A 16,403-nucleotide genomic window follows, 5' to 3' on the forward strand; every position below is an offset into this window, starting at 1 on the left:
AAAAAATGGTATTTGAGGAATAAATCATTCCAACAGATGCTGTACCCGCAATGTCTTCAGGTGCCGATATCCCAGCTCTGCATATACGTGACCTGCTCGTCGGAGAGCGTGTCGATGGCGATCCCGAGGGCGTCCAGTTTGGTCCGGGCGACAGCCTCGTCAATCTCCGGCGGCACGTCGTACACGCCGCCCGGAAGCCCGCGGCCATGCTCTGCGATATAGCGGGTGCAGAGCGCCTGCAGCCCGAACGAGAGATCCATGACCTCGATGGGGTGGCCCATGCCCTTCGGTGTGGCGAGATTGACGAGCCTCCCTTCCGCAAGCACGTGGATGGCTTTTCCCATGATATAATAGGTCTCGATGCCGTCGCGCTCTTCGCGTGATTCCGCATGCTCCTCGAGCCATGGGATGTCGATCTCCACGTTGAAGTGGCCGGCGTTTGAAAGGATCGCGCCGTTCTTCATGCGGGGGACATGCTCCCCCGTAATAATCGAGGTGTTGCCCGTGGTGGTGATGAAAATGTCGCCCACAGCGGCTGCCTGCTCCATCGTCATGACAGAAAATCCGTCCATATGCGCCTCGAGTGCCCGCCGGGAGTCGATCTCCGTGACGATCACGCGGGCGCCAAGTCCCTGCGCTTTGCGGGCGAGGCCACGGCCGCAGTATCCGTAGCCCGCCACGACGAGATATTTTCCGGCGATGAGCGAGTTCGTGGTTGCCATGACGGCGGTGAGCGCACTCTCCCCGGTCCCGTGGACATTATCGAAAAACCGTTTCATGGGAGTGTCGTTGACCGCGATGACCGGGAACTCGAGCTTCCCTTCGGCCGCCATCGAGCGAAGGCGGTGAATGCCCGTCGTCGTCTCCTCGCACCCTCCGATGATACCCGGCAGCAGATCGCGGCGTGCGGTGTGCAGGCGGTGGATGAGGTCCATCCCGTCGTCAATCGTAATGGCAGGAGCCGCATCGAGCACACGGTCGATTGCGGCGTAATACTCATCGGTGCTGCACGCCCTCTTCGCATAGCAGTGCACTCCCCCGACATCGTTGAGGGCCAGTGCGACATCATCCTGAGTCGAGAGGGGATTGCATCCCGTGATAAACACCTCGGCGCCTCCTGCCGCCAGCGTTTCCACGAGTACGGCGGTCTTTGCCTCGACATGGAGCGCCATGCCGATCGTGATCCCCGCAAGAGGCCGGTCCTCCTCGAACACTTTTCCAATCTCAGCCAGCACTGGCATATACTGCCGTGCCCATCCCATTTTCAGCCGTCCTGATTGCATTGTCAGTCCCCGGTTCTCTCCGAAACCTTCTGATCATGTCGCCCTGCACAGTAATCAGATCTTCCCTTTCCCGGCAGCAACATTTATCAGGCTGAAACCGTATCATTCCAGCATTCCCCTCTCGGAAATGACAGAGGGTACGGGGAGGAGTGCTGTTTTTTACGGTGATACGCAGGTGCGGCCATTCATGCATCCCATGGTGCCGCGGTGCCGGTATCTGCCGCGGGCACCTTTCGGCAGGGAGCACACCGGTTCGGGGGGACGGGATGCAACGGAAAAACCGAGGTGGATTGAATGAAAGACATGCGCTTGACAATAGGAGCACGAAATCCCTTTGCCCTGGCGGAACTGGTTGAGAATCGCCGGATCGAATGGAAAGAATTGGAACCCGGTGAAAGGAGGCGGATCCTTGAAAAGAACTGTGGGTGCAGCTATGACCGGCTCTTTAGCCCGGAGTCGGAATCTCCCGTTTTCGGACCGCTTCCTGATATGCCGGGGGGGTGGAAATAATGGCATTTGCGTGGCAGAAACCCGCAGGAGTGTTTTCAAACGGCCCGATAATGTCCTTCTCAGAGCCGGTGCAGGGCGTCCTGAAGGATTGCCATTTTATCGCCGCCCTGTCGAGCCATGCATGGACGTCGTTAATGCGGCCCTCTCTCTGCGGGAACGACGGTGAATGCAATCTGTACTCGTTCTCGTTCTATCCGTATTCCCCCGATTCCCCGTACCGTTCCCCGGCGCAGAATGTCGAGGTTTCCGAGCGGGTCTGGCTCAATGACAGCCAGTACTGGGGAGCCCGCTCCAGCGATCCGCAGGAGTACTGGCCGGCTGTATACGAAAAAGCGTATGCGGCGTTCCGATTGGAGCAGAACACGGATACACCGGACATGAACGTCCTTAACACCACCGGAAACCCGGTCATATCGCTGGTTCACCTTTTGGGAAAAACACCGGTGTTTGTCACGAACGCCGGACTGAGTGCGGACGCGGTATTTGGCAAAATTCTGCAGAAAACGAGAGGGTTTAAGACTACTTTGCCGATGGCTGCCTGGACCTACGAATCGGAAAATCAAGCCCCCGCGCCGGTGACCTACGATACCGATGCTCTCGTTGCGAACCATTCCTATTCGATCCTCGGCATTTTCAATCCGCCTACGGGCGGGCATTACATCGTTCTCAGGAATACCTTCGGCACCGGCGCAGAGGAACCCGATGACGGCATCGCTCACGGAGTATGGAAATATGAAGGGAATCCCGCGGGCATCAACCTTGACATCGCAGACGGCATATTTGCACTCGAAAAGACCCTCTTCCATGATTATTTCGAAGCGTTCGGGTACGTGGGGCTGCATTAGGGAGAACCTGAGAAAAAGCCAAAAATTATAAAAAGTATTTTATATCTTTACTGGCATATAAAATTTATTCATTATACCGGAGGTGTTCTGGTGGCGTCCGACACGCTGAAAACCCGGTATTTCGCTGTCGTGGCACTGGTTGCTCTGCTCGCTACGATCGTTTCCGTTTCTTCGGCGGCATGCACCTCCACGCCGGCGGGTGTTGTCACATGTGTCACGCCCCAGACGCCGGACACCGATGAAACCGCACCGGACATCTCGGGCGACTGGATTGTCTGGGAAGAGAGGCGGGAGGGGTATCTGGATATCGCAGCCTGGCGCATCGGCACCGCCACGGATCGGCTGCTGACACCCGGCACCAATGAATCCGACCAGTACTCGCCCGTGATCTGGGGCGATCGGATCCTATGGACCGATTTTTCGACCTTCTCTGAACAGCTGCATGCCTGCAGCCTTGCATCGGGGGAAGAGCAATGCCTGGCCGGGCCGGGCGAATGGCAGTCCGATGCTGCGCTCTGGCAGGATCTGGCTGTATGGATACAGGACGGGGATGTTTATCTGCGGGATCTCGCGACGGGCTTAGTGGACCGCATTACCGAAGATCCCACGTGGCAGTCCGCACCTGCCGTGTGCGGTGATCTGATCGCGTGGGAGGAATGGAGCATCAGCGGATTTAAGGATATTGTCCTTCTCAATCGTCGTACCGGCACAGTGACCCCCCTCACCCCCGATACACCGGATTCGGACCAGTGCTCCCCCTGCATCTCGGGGAGCCGGATCGTGTGGGAGGACTGGTCCTCCGGCACCGGCGATATCATGCTGCATGATACCCTTACGAACGAAACGACTCTCCTTACCCCCGACACACCGTTTTCCGACCAGTGCTCCCCCCGCATCTCGGGGAGCCGGATCGTGTGGGAGGACTGGTCCTCCCTGTACAGCGACGTCATGCTGTATGACATGGTGAGCGACGAAAGAACGCTCCTTACTCCCGATACTCTTTCGTCGGACCAGTGCTCGCCCCGCATCTCCGGCAGCAGAATCGTGTGGGAGGACTGGGAGCAGGGCACTGCCGACGTAATGCTGCTCACGCTGGGTTCGGAAGGGCAATGTACCGCCGCCGGTTTCACCTGCGATCCTGTATGTGGTGAAGCGCCCCTCCCGGTCAGTTTTACCGACACGTCGTCCGGCGCTCCGGGTGCATGGCACTGGGACTTCGGTGACGGGGCGTTTTCAACGGAACAAAATCCGGTGCACACCTACACCGAAACCGGGAGCTATACTGTACGACTGGATGTCGCGACACCCGTCTGCCGCGATTCCGCGTTGCTCGCGGACGCCGTTACGGTGGGGGCGGCGCCGGCTGCGGCCTTTGACGTCAACGTAACCTGGGGGCTGCCCGGGCTGGTCGTCGCTTTTACCGACAAATCGACGGGAAATCCCGACACGTGGAACTGGGATTTCGGTGACGGATCCGTCTCGGACGAACCCGATCCCGTCCACACGTACGGCGCAGCCGGCAGCTATAGCGTGCGGCTGACGGTGGAAAACAGGTTCGGCACCGGCACCTGCCAACGCCCCGCCCTCATCACGATTGTTCAGGCCGAGCCGGGAACAGTGTACCTCTACCACCCTACCGTCCGGACAGTCCCGGGCGGGGATCCGCCGCACGTGATCATCACCCTCTCCGGCCTGCCGGCATACGACTTTAATCCTGCTGTGAACAAATCCGCAATTGAACTGACATACCCGGAGGGTTTTAGCCTTGCGTCCGTTCTCCTTCTCTCGGACGATGAAGGATTTTCCGAAACGGAGAACGGCACGATCACAGGAGTCGTGACCGGTGCGGTATTCTCGACCCGCAGTCTCGATTTCAGCCCGTCCTCCCCCGTCTCGCTTGAGGTTACCTGCCCGTGCTATACGCCGGAAGGCAGCATCGGCGTGGCCGTGTGGGCGAATGCGACTCCTGAGGACAGGGATAATGTCAGAACGATTGCATACGGAAGCGATTTCACCAGCGTCCGCAGCATCGCGTCCACCGTCCGGTTTGGGCCCGCGGGCGTGGTCCCGTCATCATGCACGGTGTACATGGGGGCATCACCCGACTGGGTCGCGGAGATGGGGGGGAACGAAAGCATCCATATCGTACGGATTACCGATGCGGGAGGCGAAGTGCTTGCGACACACCCGCTCGGTACAGGTGACGGGAATCCGGCATGGTTCGGGGCACGTTCGCCCCGCGGCTGTTCGCGGTTTGTGCTCACCTCCCTCACCGGCTCCGGGAATCCGTTCCAGTTCGTGTTTCGCGTGATCGAAGAACAGTATGTCCCCGACGGTCCTGAAAAAAGCCGTTCCGCCCCCGTCGTCGGAGGGCGTGCCGAAGCGGTGGTCCTCAGCGGGATGGCCGATGTATACCGTGAAACAATGGCATATACCGAGGCGCTCCTCCCCTGCAACGCGACCGGCTACACGAACTGCTCGCTGACGCTCCGGTCGAAGGATGATGCAGGCTCGCTTCTCATCAGGCACGGAACGCTGGCTCAGGGCACTGCGTCCGTGCCCGTCTCCTCGATCACTATCGTACCCCTCCCGCGGGACTATATCCCCCGGGCGGATGAAGGGCTCATTCCGGTCTATGCCGTGGACATGCAGCCCGACGGTGCGACCTTCGACCCGCCGGCCCAGCTCTCCCTCTCCCTTCCCGATGACGTTTCCGCCGGTGTGTATTCCATCAAACGGTGGAATGCCGGTACCGGGCTCTGGGAAGAGTGTTCACCGGTGGAAACGGCGGAGAACCGCACCGTCACCTGTGAGGTTGATCATTTCTGCATCTTCGGTCTCTTTACGGATGCCCCTCCCGTCGCCGGGACGCCGGCCGCCGTTTCTGCTGCCACCGCTGTCCCCCTGCCGGTGACACCGCCCGCCGCCCGGGAAACCATGCGCCCGACGCACCTGACGATCAGCGGAGGCCTGATTGCATGGGTGCTGGGGGTTGCCGGGACGTATTCCCTGATTATCATTGCCGTAGCCGCAGCCCTGCTCGTACTGCTGCTTGTCATGCGCCGCATGCGGCGAAGGTGAACGGAGGCCCGCCATGTATGCTTCCGGCCTTCCGGCGGAGACGGCGCCCGGTGTCCGGTTAGCCGCCGGGGCGCATGACATTCCGCGCCTGATCCGGCTGACGCGATCCCGTGATCCGGAGATCCGGTGGCAGGCGGCGGAAGCGCTCGGGACGATGGGCTCTCCTGCGGTTCCCTTCCTCCTGAAGGCGCTGTCGCACCCGTCGGCCGATACCAGGGTGGGTGCGGCGGAAGCGCTCGCCGTAATCCGTGATCCGGCTGCGGTCACCCCCCTTGCAGGAGTTCTCCGGACCGATCCCGTCTACGAAGTGCGGTGGGCGGCGGCACTTGCGCTCGGATGGATGCGGGATGTCCGTGCGGTGCCCCATCTGGTGGCGGGGCTCCGTGATTCAAGCAAATACGTGCGCTCCGGTGCGGCAGACGCGCTCTCCCTGTGCGGCTGGGCACCGCAGGACGAGGAGGAGGAGTCGTTCCTGTTCGCCGCGAGACAGGAATGGGACAGGCTGGCACACCTCGGCGGAGCAGCCGTCCCCCCCCTGCTGCTGGCCCTTGGAGACGATGATCCGGCGGTCAGGACAGCAGCAGCAGAAATCTGCGGGCATATCGACGATTCACGGATTCAGACCGCCTGCGGCATCGCCGTCATGGACGAAAATCCCCGTGTCCGCTGGAACGCAGTACGTTCGGCCCCGCGGTGTTCGATACCCGCAGTCCGCCTGCCCCGCTGGCTTATCAACCGGAAACGCCCCGGAAAAGCACCATTGGTTGTGGCGTTCCTCAACCTCCTCTTTCCGGGTATCGGATATAATTACCTCGGAAAATGGTGGGGTTTTCTGCTCTTTCAGGTCAATATCACGCTGATACTCATTTTTTCGCTCTGGATAGGCCCGCTGCTCCCCCAGATTGCTTCTTTCGGTGTTTCGTCCCTGTTTGCCGTCCATTCATACCACCTTGCCCGCCGGATGCTCGGGGAACCCTGAGGTGATGCATGATGAAAATTCCCGGTTTCCCGCCCGTCTCCCCCGATATCGGCGCAATGGCTGCACGCCCCGATGTGGCCGGCCTCGTGAAAGCGCTGGGATATCCGGATCCCGATATCCAGTGGCAGGCGGCCGATGCGCTCGGGGCGCTGGGCCCTGCCGCAACGGAGGCACTCGCCGCAGCACTTGGATCACGGAACAGGGACATCAGGATAGGAGCGATCGAAGCGCTTGCAGCTCAGAAAAGCACCGGTGCACTCCCCCTGTTGATCGAAACCCTGTCGGACCGGGGAAGTGAAATCCGTTGGGCGGCGGCACTGGCGCTGGGCTCCGCCGGCGATGCCCGTGCGATCCCGCCGCTCGCAGGGGCTCTCGGCGACCCTGACAAATACGTACGGCTCGGAGCGACGCACGCACTGCAGGAGCTCGGCTGGGAACCCGGCGGAGCGGATGAATGGGGGCTCTATCTTCTCGGGATGATGAACTGGCCGGCACTCGAACGGATGGGGCGGACCGCGATACCCGCTCTCGAGCACGCACTTGCCGATCGGGATCCATCGGTGCGTGCCGAAGCGGTCGGGGTGATCGGCAGGATCGGCGATCCGATGGGCATCCGCGCACTGACCCTCGCTCTCCGGGACGAATGCGAAGAGGTGCGGTGGGCGGCCGTCCGTGCTGCGCCTTCGTGCGGCATCTCCCCGCTCCATGTCCCCCGGTGGCTTCAGAAACGCCCCCGCGTCCGGAAACATCCCGTCATCGCAGGTATGCTGAATTTCCTTCTTCCGGGCATGGGGTACTTCTATCTCGGGATGTGGTGGGGGATCGTGATATTCCAGCTCGATGTCTCGGCAACCCTCTGGTTCTTCGCCTATATGGGCACGGAAATTGCCTATGAAATTCTTTTTCCCATCTATGTGCTGCTTGCCGTCCATGCCTGGTACCTCTCGCGCCGGATGCCGGAGGCATGACGCCCCTGCGCAATCCTCATGTAGCTGTCCGCTGAACCATTACCCATGGCACTCTCCAAACGCATTATCCCCTGCCTTGACTTAAAAGACGGCCGCGTGGTCAAAGGAACGCATTTCGTGGACCTGCGGGATGCCGGCGACCCGGTGGAGCTTGCACAGCGGTATAACGAACAGGGAGCGGACGAGGTTGTTTTCCTTGATATCACCGCATCCCGGGAGGAACGGAGTGCGATCATCGACGTGATCAAGCGTGCCGCGGATCAGCTGTTCCTGCCGCTGACGGTGGGGGGCGGCATCCGGTCCCTCGACGATATGCAGCAGCTGCTCCGGGCGGGTGCGGACAAGGTGAGCATCAACACAAGCGCGGTAAAAGATCCCTCGCTTATCAGCAGGGGTGCCGAGATGTTCGGCACCCAGTGTATCGTTGTGGCGGTGGACGTCCGGCGAAACACCACGCTCCGGCCGGATGTGACGGAAATACCGCTTCCCGACGGGAGCACGTGCTGGTATGAGGTCGTGATCTACGGCGGCAGCAGGCCGACCGGTATCGACGCGATTGCGTGGTGCCGCGAAGCGGAGGAGAGAGGTGCCGGGGAGCTGCTCGTTACCAGCATGGAGACCGACGGGACAAAACAGGGATTTGACATTCCCATCACCCGGGCGATCTCCGATACCGTCGGCATTCCGGTCATCGCAAGCGGCGGCGTCGGCACGCTTTCGCATTTTTATGAAGGATTTACTGCCGGCGGTGCCGATGCATGCCTTGCGGCGAGCGTCTTTCACTTCGGTGAAATGACGGTAAAAGAGGTGAAGGAGTACCTCAGCGGCCGCGGCGTATCGGTACGGCTCTGAGGTCAAGTTCAAGACCCGCTACGGGCTGGTCGAGCAGAAATGCGGTAAGCACCCGCGGGTGCACCTCGCCGAACGTCCCGACGGCTGCGCCATCCGCCACGATCGTGCCGCGGCGGCCGGGCAGGAACGACGGGTCGTCAGATTCGCGCGCGGCATACGGCATGGCCAGTTCCCGGCAGAGGACATCCGCCGCCGCGTAGATCTCGGAAAAGTCCGCCTCGGTGTGCATGCTTACCATGGCGACGGACTGGCACGTTTTCCCGTCACGCACCACGTCCCCCACCGCAAAGAGGCGCTGGGGGAGTTCGCGGTGCAGGTTGTTCTGGAGCGTCTCAAGGAGGAGCGGCAGCATTGCACTCCTCACGACCGTCTGCTCCTCCGAGATCGGGTGCATCACTCTCTGGGTGGCGGGGTCGTAACTCCGTTGCATCGCGGTGAAGAGCACCCGCTCGCTGGTCAGCGTGAAGGGAACCATCTCGAGGTAGCCGAGACCCGCACAGATCTCGCGCACCGCCCGGCTGCGGGTATTGATGACGTGGGCAGCCCCGACCGTTGCCGTCGGAGGAAGGGCAGCGGGGATATTTTCATACCCGAACGCGATCGCCGCATCCTCGAAGATATCCCAGTCATGCATGATGTCGGCCCGGTAGCAGGGCACCTGCACCCGCACCATGCCGTCGCCCTCCGGTTCCGCGCCGAACCGCATCTTTTCGAGCAGCCCTGCAATCTCTTCGGGCGAGAGGTCAAGCCCGAGAAGCGACCGGCAGTCGGCGGCGCTGACCACTCTCTCGTCGGGTGCGAGGGAGGGCATCGATACCCCGTCGACGGTCACGCTCTCGATCTCCGCGCCTGTCTCCGTGAATGCGGTGCAGAGGATATTGACGGCGGTCATGACGGCACGCCGGTCCGTCCCGGTCGTGTCGAGCAGGATGTCGGTGGTCCCGGTCGTCACCCGTGTCAGTTCGCCGTTGATGATGGGTGGAAACGAGAGTACCTGGTCGTCAGCGTCGACGATCAGGGGGTAGCGTGAAAACGGCTCCACCAGATGGGCATAGTCCCGCCCCTTCGGGTGGCCGGTGAGGATCTCCTCCATCGTCATTTCCTCCGTGAAATCCAGCGGAACAAAGGAGGTTTTCGGGTCTGCCGCGATATACCGGAAGGGGGGTGTTATGGCACCGAGGTCGTGCACGCCGATCGCCACCTTTTTCCGCCCCCTGCCGACCGCCCAGTGGAGCGATTCCTGAAGTCCCATCAGGCTTGCAATGCCGTCTTCATCGAGGGAGACGTTCCGGATTACCGCCGATCCGAGATGGGGGCGGATATCGGCAAGGAGGGGGTCGACCGTAAAGGCGATCCCCGAGGGATTCACGGTATAGTGCGGGCAGCCGGTCTCGATTCCGAGAAACCCGCGCAATGCACGCGCCACTCCCTCGGTCGAGAAGAGGTCGGGGCGGTTTGCGAAAAATTCGATGTCCGCGTGATCCTCTTCGAGCCGCTCGATATCGGCACCGAAAAGCGGGATCCGGGAGAGGATCGTATCGCGATCGGCCCCGGTAAGCGATTCCAGGTAGGTGTAGGGGAGACTGATAATCGGCATTTCTTTCACACTCCTTCCGTCATCCGGCGCCCGATTACAGGCTCGTTCCTGACCCATTCCACATCGCTCCGGTAGAGCTGGCGGAGATCTTTGAGGTCCATCTTCAGCATCGCGAGCCGTGACACCCCGAGTCCCCACGCGAGCACCGGCTCGGTAATGCCCATGGGTGCCGTGACCTCCTCCCGGAAGACGCCCGCACCGCCGAGCTCGACCCACCCGAGCCCGTCGACCCAGACTTCCGGCTCGACGGAGGGTTCGGTGTAGGGGAAGTAGCCGGGGCGGAACCTGACCTCCTCGAAGCCGGTCTTGACATAGAACTCCCTGAGGATGCCGAGAAGGTTCCGAAACGTCACGCCGCGGTCCATCACGACACCCTCCAGCTGCTCGAATTCGGGCAGGTGCGTGGGATCGATTGCCTCCCGCCGGTAGACCCTCCCGATGGAGAAGGCTTTCTGGGGCGGTTCGGGGTGCTCCGCAAGGTATTTGATGGTCAGACAGGTGGTATGGGTGCGGAGCACGCACTGCTCCGCCTTCTCCCGGGACCAGATGCCGCCCCACCCCGTCGAGGAGGTGCCGCCGCCATGCTCGTGGCTGTCCCTGACCCGGCTCCAGCACTCCGGCACCGGCTGCGTGCTGTCGAGGAAGAACGTGTCCTGCATCTCCCGTGCGGGATGATCCTGCGGCTGGAAAAGCGCATCGAAGTTCCAGAATGAGCTCTGCACGATGTCGCCGTATATTTCGGTGAATCCCATGTCCAGAAGGATGCCCCGCATCTCGTCGAGCAGCCGCTGGTAGGGGTGCACCTTCCCGGGGTAGATGCGCCGCGGGAGGGTTGCGAGGCTGTAGCGGCGAAGCTTCGCCGTCTCCCATGCGCCCGTCGTGATCATCTCCCGGGTGAGGCGTCCGACCTCCTCTCTGAGATCCAGCCCGGCAGCCACTGATTCTTCACCGCTTTCCGTAATTCGGATCAGGTAGCTTACCTCCTCCTCCTTTTCCGCGAGCCCCCGCCGGATCAGGTCGTCCATTCCGGGGCTGCCGGTTTCGGGACGGATCAGGGCCCGCTCGTCGTCGCCTTCCGGCGCATCGCCGGTTTTCTCCACGACGCCGCGGTTCATGGCAACCCAGCCCTTTTTCCGCATCCACCCGATTGCGATGCGGGCGAGCGGGTGAGCCTGCAGATCCTTCATTGCGATGGTACTCTCGAAGGAGTCGTACACCTGCCGTTCGGGGAGTCCCCCGGTTCTGTAGCGTTCTCCCTCCTCCGTCAGGCGGACATGCTCCGTGACGGTGCGTATGACACCGGCAAGCCCCTTCCCCTCCAGGAGGTGGGCATGCTGTATCACTGCTTCCGCAGTGGTTCCGAGCGCCTCTGCAAGCTCTTCAGGCGATACGGTTTTTCGTCCCTGCAACGCCAGAAGCAGTTTTTTCTCATTCTGTGTCAGGTCCATATGCTTCCTCCACGAGATGCCGGACACTCTGCATCCGCTCCCGGAAATCCTCGATAAACGCAGCCACCCGGGCATGCGTCTGTTTTTTGCATGTCCCGCAGAGCAGCTCGCCCGCCATGCATGCACGGCGGATCTCGGCCAGCTCCGAATCGTCCTCTTCCATGTGGAAGCGGTTGAGCTGGAAAACCGGGCACCCGTCCGGTTCGCCGCCGAGCCGCTCCTGCTCTTCGCGTGTCGTCCGTCCGCCGGTCAGGGCGTTCATGACCTTCTTTTTGATGGAATCGCCCGGTTCGAAGAACGTAAACGAGCTTTCGGGTACCGACGAGGACATCTTTCCGCCCTGCAGCCCGGGCATGAAAAGATGATAGGTCGAAGACGGCGAATAAAACCCGAATCCTCCGAAGTCGCGTTCGATCCGCCGGGCGACCTCCTGCACCAAACCCGGATCGATCCCGTGAATATCCACGTGGCCTTCGTACCGTTTCGATCCCGGGAATGCGTCGGATACCGCCTCGATCGCGCCCTCAGGTGCGTTTTTCGATCGCACGCTCACGTACTCCTCGCGCCGCTCCACGGTAAACATCCGGAGCTTGAATGCCACGTCACGGGTCAGCCTGATATGAGGATCCTGATCGACTCCCACGGGCACGATCGTGGGTGCCGGCCCTGCGTCGATCTGGGGGTAGAGGATATCGGCAACCTGCGTGATGACGCTCATCGCGTGGGCAAGGCCGGTATCCTGTGAGAACCCGTAGATGGCCGAGAGATCCGAGAAGTTCACCTTCGTCGCAGCCTCAAATGCGAGATCCTTGAGGGTGGTGTTGTCACTCTGGAAATATGTCGTCCCCTCGAACCCGAGGGCGTAGAGGCAGAGAAGGTATTCCTTCCCGAACCTGCGGCACGCATCCCAGGGCGTCTGGCGGACGGCGTGCGCTTCGCGATCGGCGATCGCCACGTACCCGCATCCGCCCGCCTGAACATGCCAGACGACCTCCTTCATCACCATGAGATGTCCGAGGTGGGGGTGGCCGGACGGCATGAACCCCGTGAGGACGTGGAACGGTGTTTTTTGTTCGATTGCATCGACTATCATGCCGTAGTCCCGGTGCCCGACCACAATGCCGCGGCGGAGAAACGGCGGAGGGTTCTCTATCCTGTCTGTAAGCGAACCGATCGGTTCGATACCGAAATCGGTGAAGAGTCTCTCGGCATCAGGCGCTGCCTGTACTGACCAGGGATTGATTTCCGGCTGCATGGGTTCTCATTCACTATGTCATGATTGTTTTTCAGAGTTTAATACGGGCAAATTCAATGTACCTGATTGTATTCTGCTGCGTGGAAGCAAAAAGCATCTTCTTTCGAACGCTGTGAGCGAGCCGCACGGACCGGGAGATGACAATCATCGGCATCGTTGCACCCGGAGGGAGCGCATGGACAAGCATCTCGGAGTGCTGTTTTTTCCCGGAGTAGACCCGGAAATGGTGGCCGAATTTATACGCAGTACGGGGCAGGTATCCCTGGGTGCGGAGATGCGTGTACACAGCGTATTTTTCTGCAAATCCGGTATCCGAGGCTGCCACGCGGGCGGAGAAATCCCCGGATCCGAATTTTTCCCCGATTGCGAGAACGCCCTGTGAGAGCAGGTAGAGAGTTTCGAGCGGGGAGAGCATAATCCGGTCCGAATCAAGCGGTGTTCCGAACCAGCCGGAGACAAGGGGCGCCCCGTCCCCCGGGGCGGCGGCAACAACGGCGTTTCCCACGACAAAGCCGCAAAGCCGGGGAAGCGGCGGCGCGTCGACGGGGGGGAGATCCTGCAGCTTGACTTCATAGTAGGTGATCTCGTTTTCGTCGTCGACAACGGCAAGCACATACTGCTTTCGCATATTGAATGCCGTCGCCGCATCATCCGCCACCTCTTCGAACCGGATCATCGCGCGTTCGGGGATCACGCTGATCAGGTACTGCGACCGCCCTTTCCCCGGTTTTTCACCCCGCCGGAAGACGCGAAAATCATGGGGGCCCGGCTGGATGACGTATCCCCGCTCACGAATATCCCGGTATACGAGATAGCGCCTGAGCTGTTCGGCCGTGCCCGCAACCTCGACAAGCATCGACTCGAATTCAAAGCCTTGGACGGTAATTTTGCCGCGGTGCACCAGATAGAGTGCCTCTTCGGGCGCAAGGCGGAGTCCGTCGCCGTCCGGCCGCCCGTATCCGCTCTGGTCGTACAGCCCGGCGCCGTCCGGCCCGAGGCGCACTGATGTACCGTCGATTGTCGCCTTCACTCCAATTCTATTGGTAATCAACCTTTATAGTCATGCATGGGGGTGCCGGGGCCGCCCGATCGCGGTCGCAACCCCGGCCTGTAACAAAATGTAACTTTTATCAGATCTCGTGTTACATAATGTAACATGTCACGGGTCATGCGCATTCAGGAGGATGCGGCGGACATAGCGCTGTCATATGCCCCGACGGTGAGCGAGGGCATCAGGGTGATGGAGCGCCTTCTGCTCCGGCAGCGCGAGAAGGTGGATTACGGCATGATACGGGAGATTGTCAGGGAGGAACTCGATGTGCTGCGCGGGTACTGAAACGAATCAGGTTTTTCTTTGATCGCATTCCATACTTCAGGTAGCACTCAAACGAGGAGAAATTCTATGAAAGGTCCATCAATCCAGCGAATGGCGGCTGCCGCATGGGCGGTATGCCTGATCTGTTTCGTGTCCGTTCATGCCGCAGGCTTTGCAGACGGTGCGATGCCGGAGGAGCGGTTCTTCCGGACACTTCATGCGGGGACATACACGGATATCCATACGATCGTACCGCTTGCCGACGGGGGCATGATCGCGGGCGGTCTCGCATACAACTCGGGCGGAGTGGAGAACGGAATCCTCGTCCGGTATGACGCGGACGGTGAAGCCGTATGGGAGCAGCGTTTTACCGGCGATGTCATTCCGGCCGTGATCGAATCGGGTGACGGCGTGTACTCGGGGATTACCTACATGACGCCTCTTACCTATGCCTCCCATGCCGCATACGAAAACGTCACCGGCACCTCGACCCTCTTTTCCGTCACCGGGGATGGAGACATTCTGTACGTGGCGGAGCTCGACAACGCACGGGCATCGGACATCCGTGCGGCGCCCGACGGCGGTGTGATGGTGACGGGGTGGCTCTGGGTAACTGACGACGGGTATGCCGGATTCCTTTCGAAATATGCGGCTGACGGGACGTTTGAATGGACCGTCACCTATCCGGGGCTCATTCCACATGCCCTTATCATGGCTCCGGACGGGGGCTGGATCCTTGCCGGCGCGACAACACCGCTTCCCGAAACCCCGACCGACGGGTGGATGCTGCGCACCGGCTCCGACGGAACGGAAATGTGGCGCCAGACATACCCCGGCACGGCGGCGTTCACGGTTCTGGACACCCCCGCCGGCGGATACCTTGTCGGGGGGGGCACGCAAAGCCTCGTGTCCTACACCGGCGATGCGTGGTTCATGCTGACGGATGAAACGGGAGCACGGATCTCTTCGTCGCAGCCGGGCGGCGTCGCCCTGTACGACAGCGCCGAGATGCCGGGAACGGGGTACGTCTTTGCCGGCAAGTGGGCCGATTCGGGGGCGCTCCTGTTCGTGGGATATGACGGAGGCGAGTTCGGCGTGATCGTCCGTGATGATGCGGACGGGCGGCTGAACACCGTCACGGTTGCCGGCGAAACAATCGTCGCCGGCGGATGGGAACGGATCTCCTCGAATATCAAGGGCGTCATCATCGGGTATCCGGTACCGGAAGGGCCGGCACAGACGACAGTGCCCACGACTCTGCCGTCCCCCACGCAAACACCCGGATTTGCTGCAGCCGCCTGCTGTGCCGGTATTTTCGGAGCTGCGCTCCTTCTCGGCCGCCGGTAAGGACCTCTTCAATCGCCCTTTTTACCGTGCCGTGACCCCTTCCGGCCATTACTGCACGGGTTCGCGAGCTCCCTGACCCTGCTGATGTTATCCGCATCGCTGCGCCGGGCATCCACGGGTGTCTCACAGATGAGCGGGCATGCCCTGACTGCGGGGTGTGCAAGGAATGCGCGAAAGCCGTCCTCCCCGATTGCACCGAGGCCGACATGCTCGTGCCGGTCGAGGTGACTCCCCCGTGCGCCCTTGCAGTCGTTCACGTGCACGACACGCAGGTCTGCACAGCCGACGGCACTGTCGAAGTCGCGGAGCGTTTCCGCCACCTCGTCGCGGCCGGAGAGATCATACCCCGCGGCCCATGCATGGCAGGTGTCGAAACAGACGCCGACCTGGTCGGGGCTGCCGATTCCATCCAGTACCTCCCGGATCTCTTCGAACGTCCCGCCGACACTGTGTGCGGTGCCGGCCGTATTTTCAAGGAGCACCGTCACGGTGCCGCGGCTCTCCGCAAGGGCACGGGAAATCCCGTCGACAAGACGTGCTATCCCCCCGGAGGCTCCCGAACCGAGATGGCTGCCGAGGTGCGTGACGAGATAGGGGATGCCGAGTGCGGTGCACCGGTCCAGTTCCCGGATCATGACAGCGACGGACTTTTTATAGACCTCCTTTTTCGGGGACGCGAGGTTCGGGAGATAGGGCATATGCGCCACGACGGGGTCCATCCCGGCAGCCCGGACACCCGTGGAAAACGCCGCGGATGCATCGGGTGCGAGCTCCTTCGCGGCCCAGCCCCTCGGATTGCCGGTGAATATCTGAAATACATCGCATCCCCGTTCCCGTGCCCGTTCCACCGCACGGTCGATGGATCCGGCGATCGAGACGTGGCACCCGACCCTCACCGGTACCGCACTCCCGCAGGCCATGGG

General features: G+C 61.3%; 14 protein-coding genes. 8 read left to right on the forward strand and 6 right to left on the reverse strand.

The genetic code is table 11. The annotated features are described in order from the left end of the window. Nucleotides 1–56: 56 nt before the first annotated feature. Nucleotides 57–1,283, reverse strand: a complete 1,227-nt coding sequence (locus APR53_02555; GenBank protein ID KQC04892.1) for an adenosylhomocysteinase — start codon at nt 1,281–1,283, stop codon at nt 57–59. 294 nt (nt 1,284–1,577) lie between these two features. Here APR53_02555 and APR53_02560 point away from each other — a divergent pair, with 294 nt between their 5' ends. The 6 genes from APR53_02560 to APR53_02585 all read left to right on the forward strand — a co-directional run bounded on the left by APR53_02560 (nt 1,578) and on the right by APR53_02585 (nt 8,518). Continuing rightward, nucleotides 1,578–1,793: a hypothetical protein gene (locus tag APR53_02560; GenBank protein ID KQC04893.1), complete on the forward strand. Its 216-nt coding sequence runs from the start codon at nt 1,578–1,580 to the stop codon at nt 1,791–1,793. Continuing rightward, on the forward strand, nt 1,793–2,638 hold the full coding sequence (locus APR53_02565) for a hypothetical protein (protein ID KQC04894.1): 846 nt from the start codon (nt 1,793–1,795) through the stop codon (nt 2,636–2,638). Before APR53_02560 ends, APR53_02565 begins: the two co-directional genes overlap by 1 nt. A gap of 90 nt (nt 2,639–2,728) precedes the next feature. Beyond that, the gene (locus APR53_02570; protein KQC04895.1) at nt 2,729–5,719 is read left to right on the forward strand and encodes a hypothetical protein; all 2,991 of its coding nucleotides are present in this window, start codon (nt 2,729–2,731) and stop codon (nt 5,717–5,719) included. Nucleotides 5,720–5,732: 13 nt separating this feature from the next. Continuing rightward, the gene (locus APR53_02575; protein KQC04896.1) at nt 5,733–6,698 is read left to right on the forward strand and encodes a hypothetical protein; all 966 of its coding nucleotides are present in this window, start codon (nt 5,733–5,735) and stop codon (nt 6,696–6,698) included. 8 nt (nt 6,699–6,706) lie between these two features. Next, the gene (locus tag APR53_02580) at nt 6,707–7,666 is read left to right on the forward strand and encodes a hypothetical protein (GenBank protein KQC04897.1); all 960 of its coding nucleotides are present in this window, start codon (nt 6,707–6,709) and stop codon (nt 7,664–7,666) included. A 45-nt stretch (nt 7,667–7,711) separates the two neighbouring features. Continuing rightward, nucleotides 7,712–8,518, forward strand: coding sequence for an imidazole glycerol phosphate synthase subunit HisF (locus APR53_02585; GenBank protein ID KQC04898.1), 807 nt, complete (start codon nt 7,712–7,714; stop codon nt 8,516–8,518). On the opposite strand, the gene pheT is transcribed toward APR53_02585, so the two are convergent. The 4 genes from pheT to APR53_02605 are packed head-to-tail and all read right to left on the reverse strand — an operon-like array spanning nt 8,487 to nt 13,848. Then, a complete protein-coding gene (gene pheT, locus APR53_02590; GenBank protein ID KQC04922.1) occupies nt 8,487–10,115 on the reverse strand; it encodes a phenylalanine--tRNA ligase subunit beta in 1,629 nt (542 codons plus the stop codon). The genes APR53_02585 and pheT overlap by 32 nt on opposite strands. Nucleotides 10,116–10,120: 5 nt before the next feature. Further along, the gene (locus APR53_02595) at nt 10,121–11,563 is read right to left on the reverse strand and encodes a phenylalanine--tRNA ligase subunit alpha (protein KQC04899.1); all 1,443 of its coding nucleotides are present in this window, start codon (nt 11,561–11,563) and stop codon (nt 10,121–10,123) included. Further along, nucleotides 11,544–12,818 (reverse strand): tryptophan--tRNA ligase, encoded by a 1,275-nt coding sequence (locus APR53_02600; GenBank protein KQC04900.1) that lies wholly within the window; start codon nt 12,816–12,818, stop codon nt 11,544–11,546. The genes APR53_02595 and APR53_02600 overlap by 20 nt, the downstream gene beginning before the upstream one ends. A gap of 31 nt (nt 12,819–12,849) precedes the next feature. Next, nucleotides 12,850–13,848, reverse strand: coding sequence for an endonuclease (locus APR53_02605; GenBank protein KQC04901.1), 999 nt, complete (start codon nt 13,846–13,848; stop codon nt 12,850–12,852). Nucleotides 13,849–13,974: 126 nt separating this feature from the next. Here APR53_02605 and APR53_02610 point away from each other — a divergent pair, with 126 nt between their 5' ends. Together APR53_02610 and APR53_02615 are read left to right on the forward strand one after the other, a co-directional pair. Further along, the gene (locus APR53_02610; GenBank protein ID KQC04902.1) at nt 13,975–14,154 is read left to right on the forward strand and encodes a hypothetical protein; all 180 of its coding nucleotides are present in this window, start codon (nt 13,975–13,977) and stop codon (nt 14,152–14,154) included. Between the two features lie 90 nt (nt 14,155–14,244). Next, the gene (locus tag APR53_02615) at nt 14,245–15,480 is read left to right on the forward strand and encodes a hypothetical protein (GenBank protein KQC04903.1); all 1,236 of its coding nucleotides are present in this window, start codon (nt 14,245–14,247) and stop codon (nt 15,478–15,480) included. An 8-nt stretch (nt 15,481–15,488) separates the two neighbouring features. On the opposite strand, the gene APR53_02620 is transcribed toward APR53_02615, so the two are convergent. After that, complete coding sequence (locus APR53_02620; protein KQC04904.1) at nt 15,489–16,400, reverse strand: endonuclease; 912 nt, start codon at nt 16,398–16,400, stop codon at nt 15,489–15,491. Nucleotides 16,401–16,403: the final 3 nt, after the last annotated feature.

This window comes from Methanoculleus sp. SDB, assembly GCA_001412355.1.
Lineage (GTDB): Archaea > Halobacteriota > Methanomicrobia > Methanomicrobiales > Methanomicrobiaceae > LKUD01.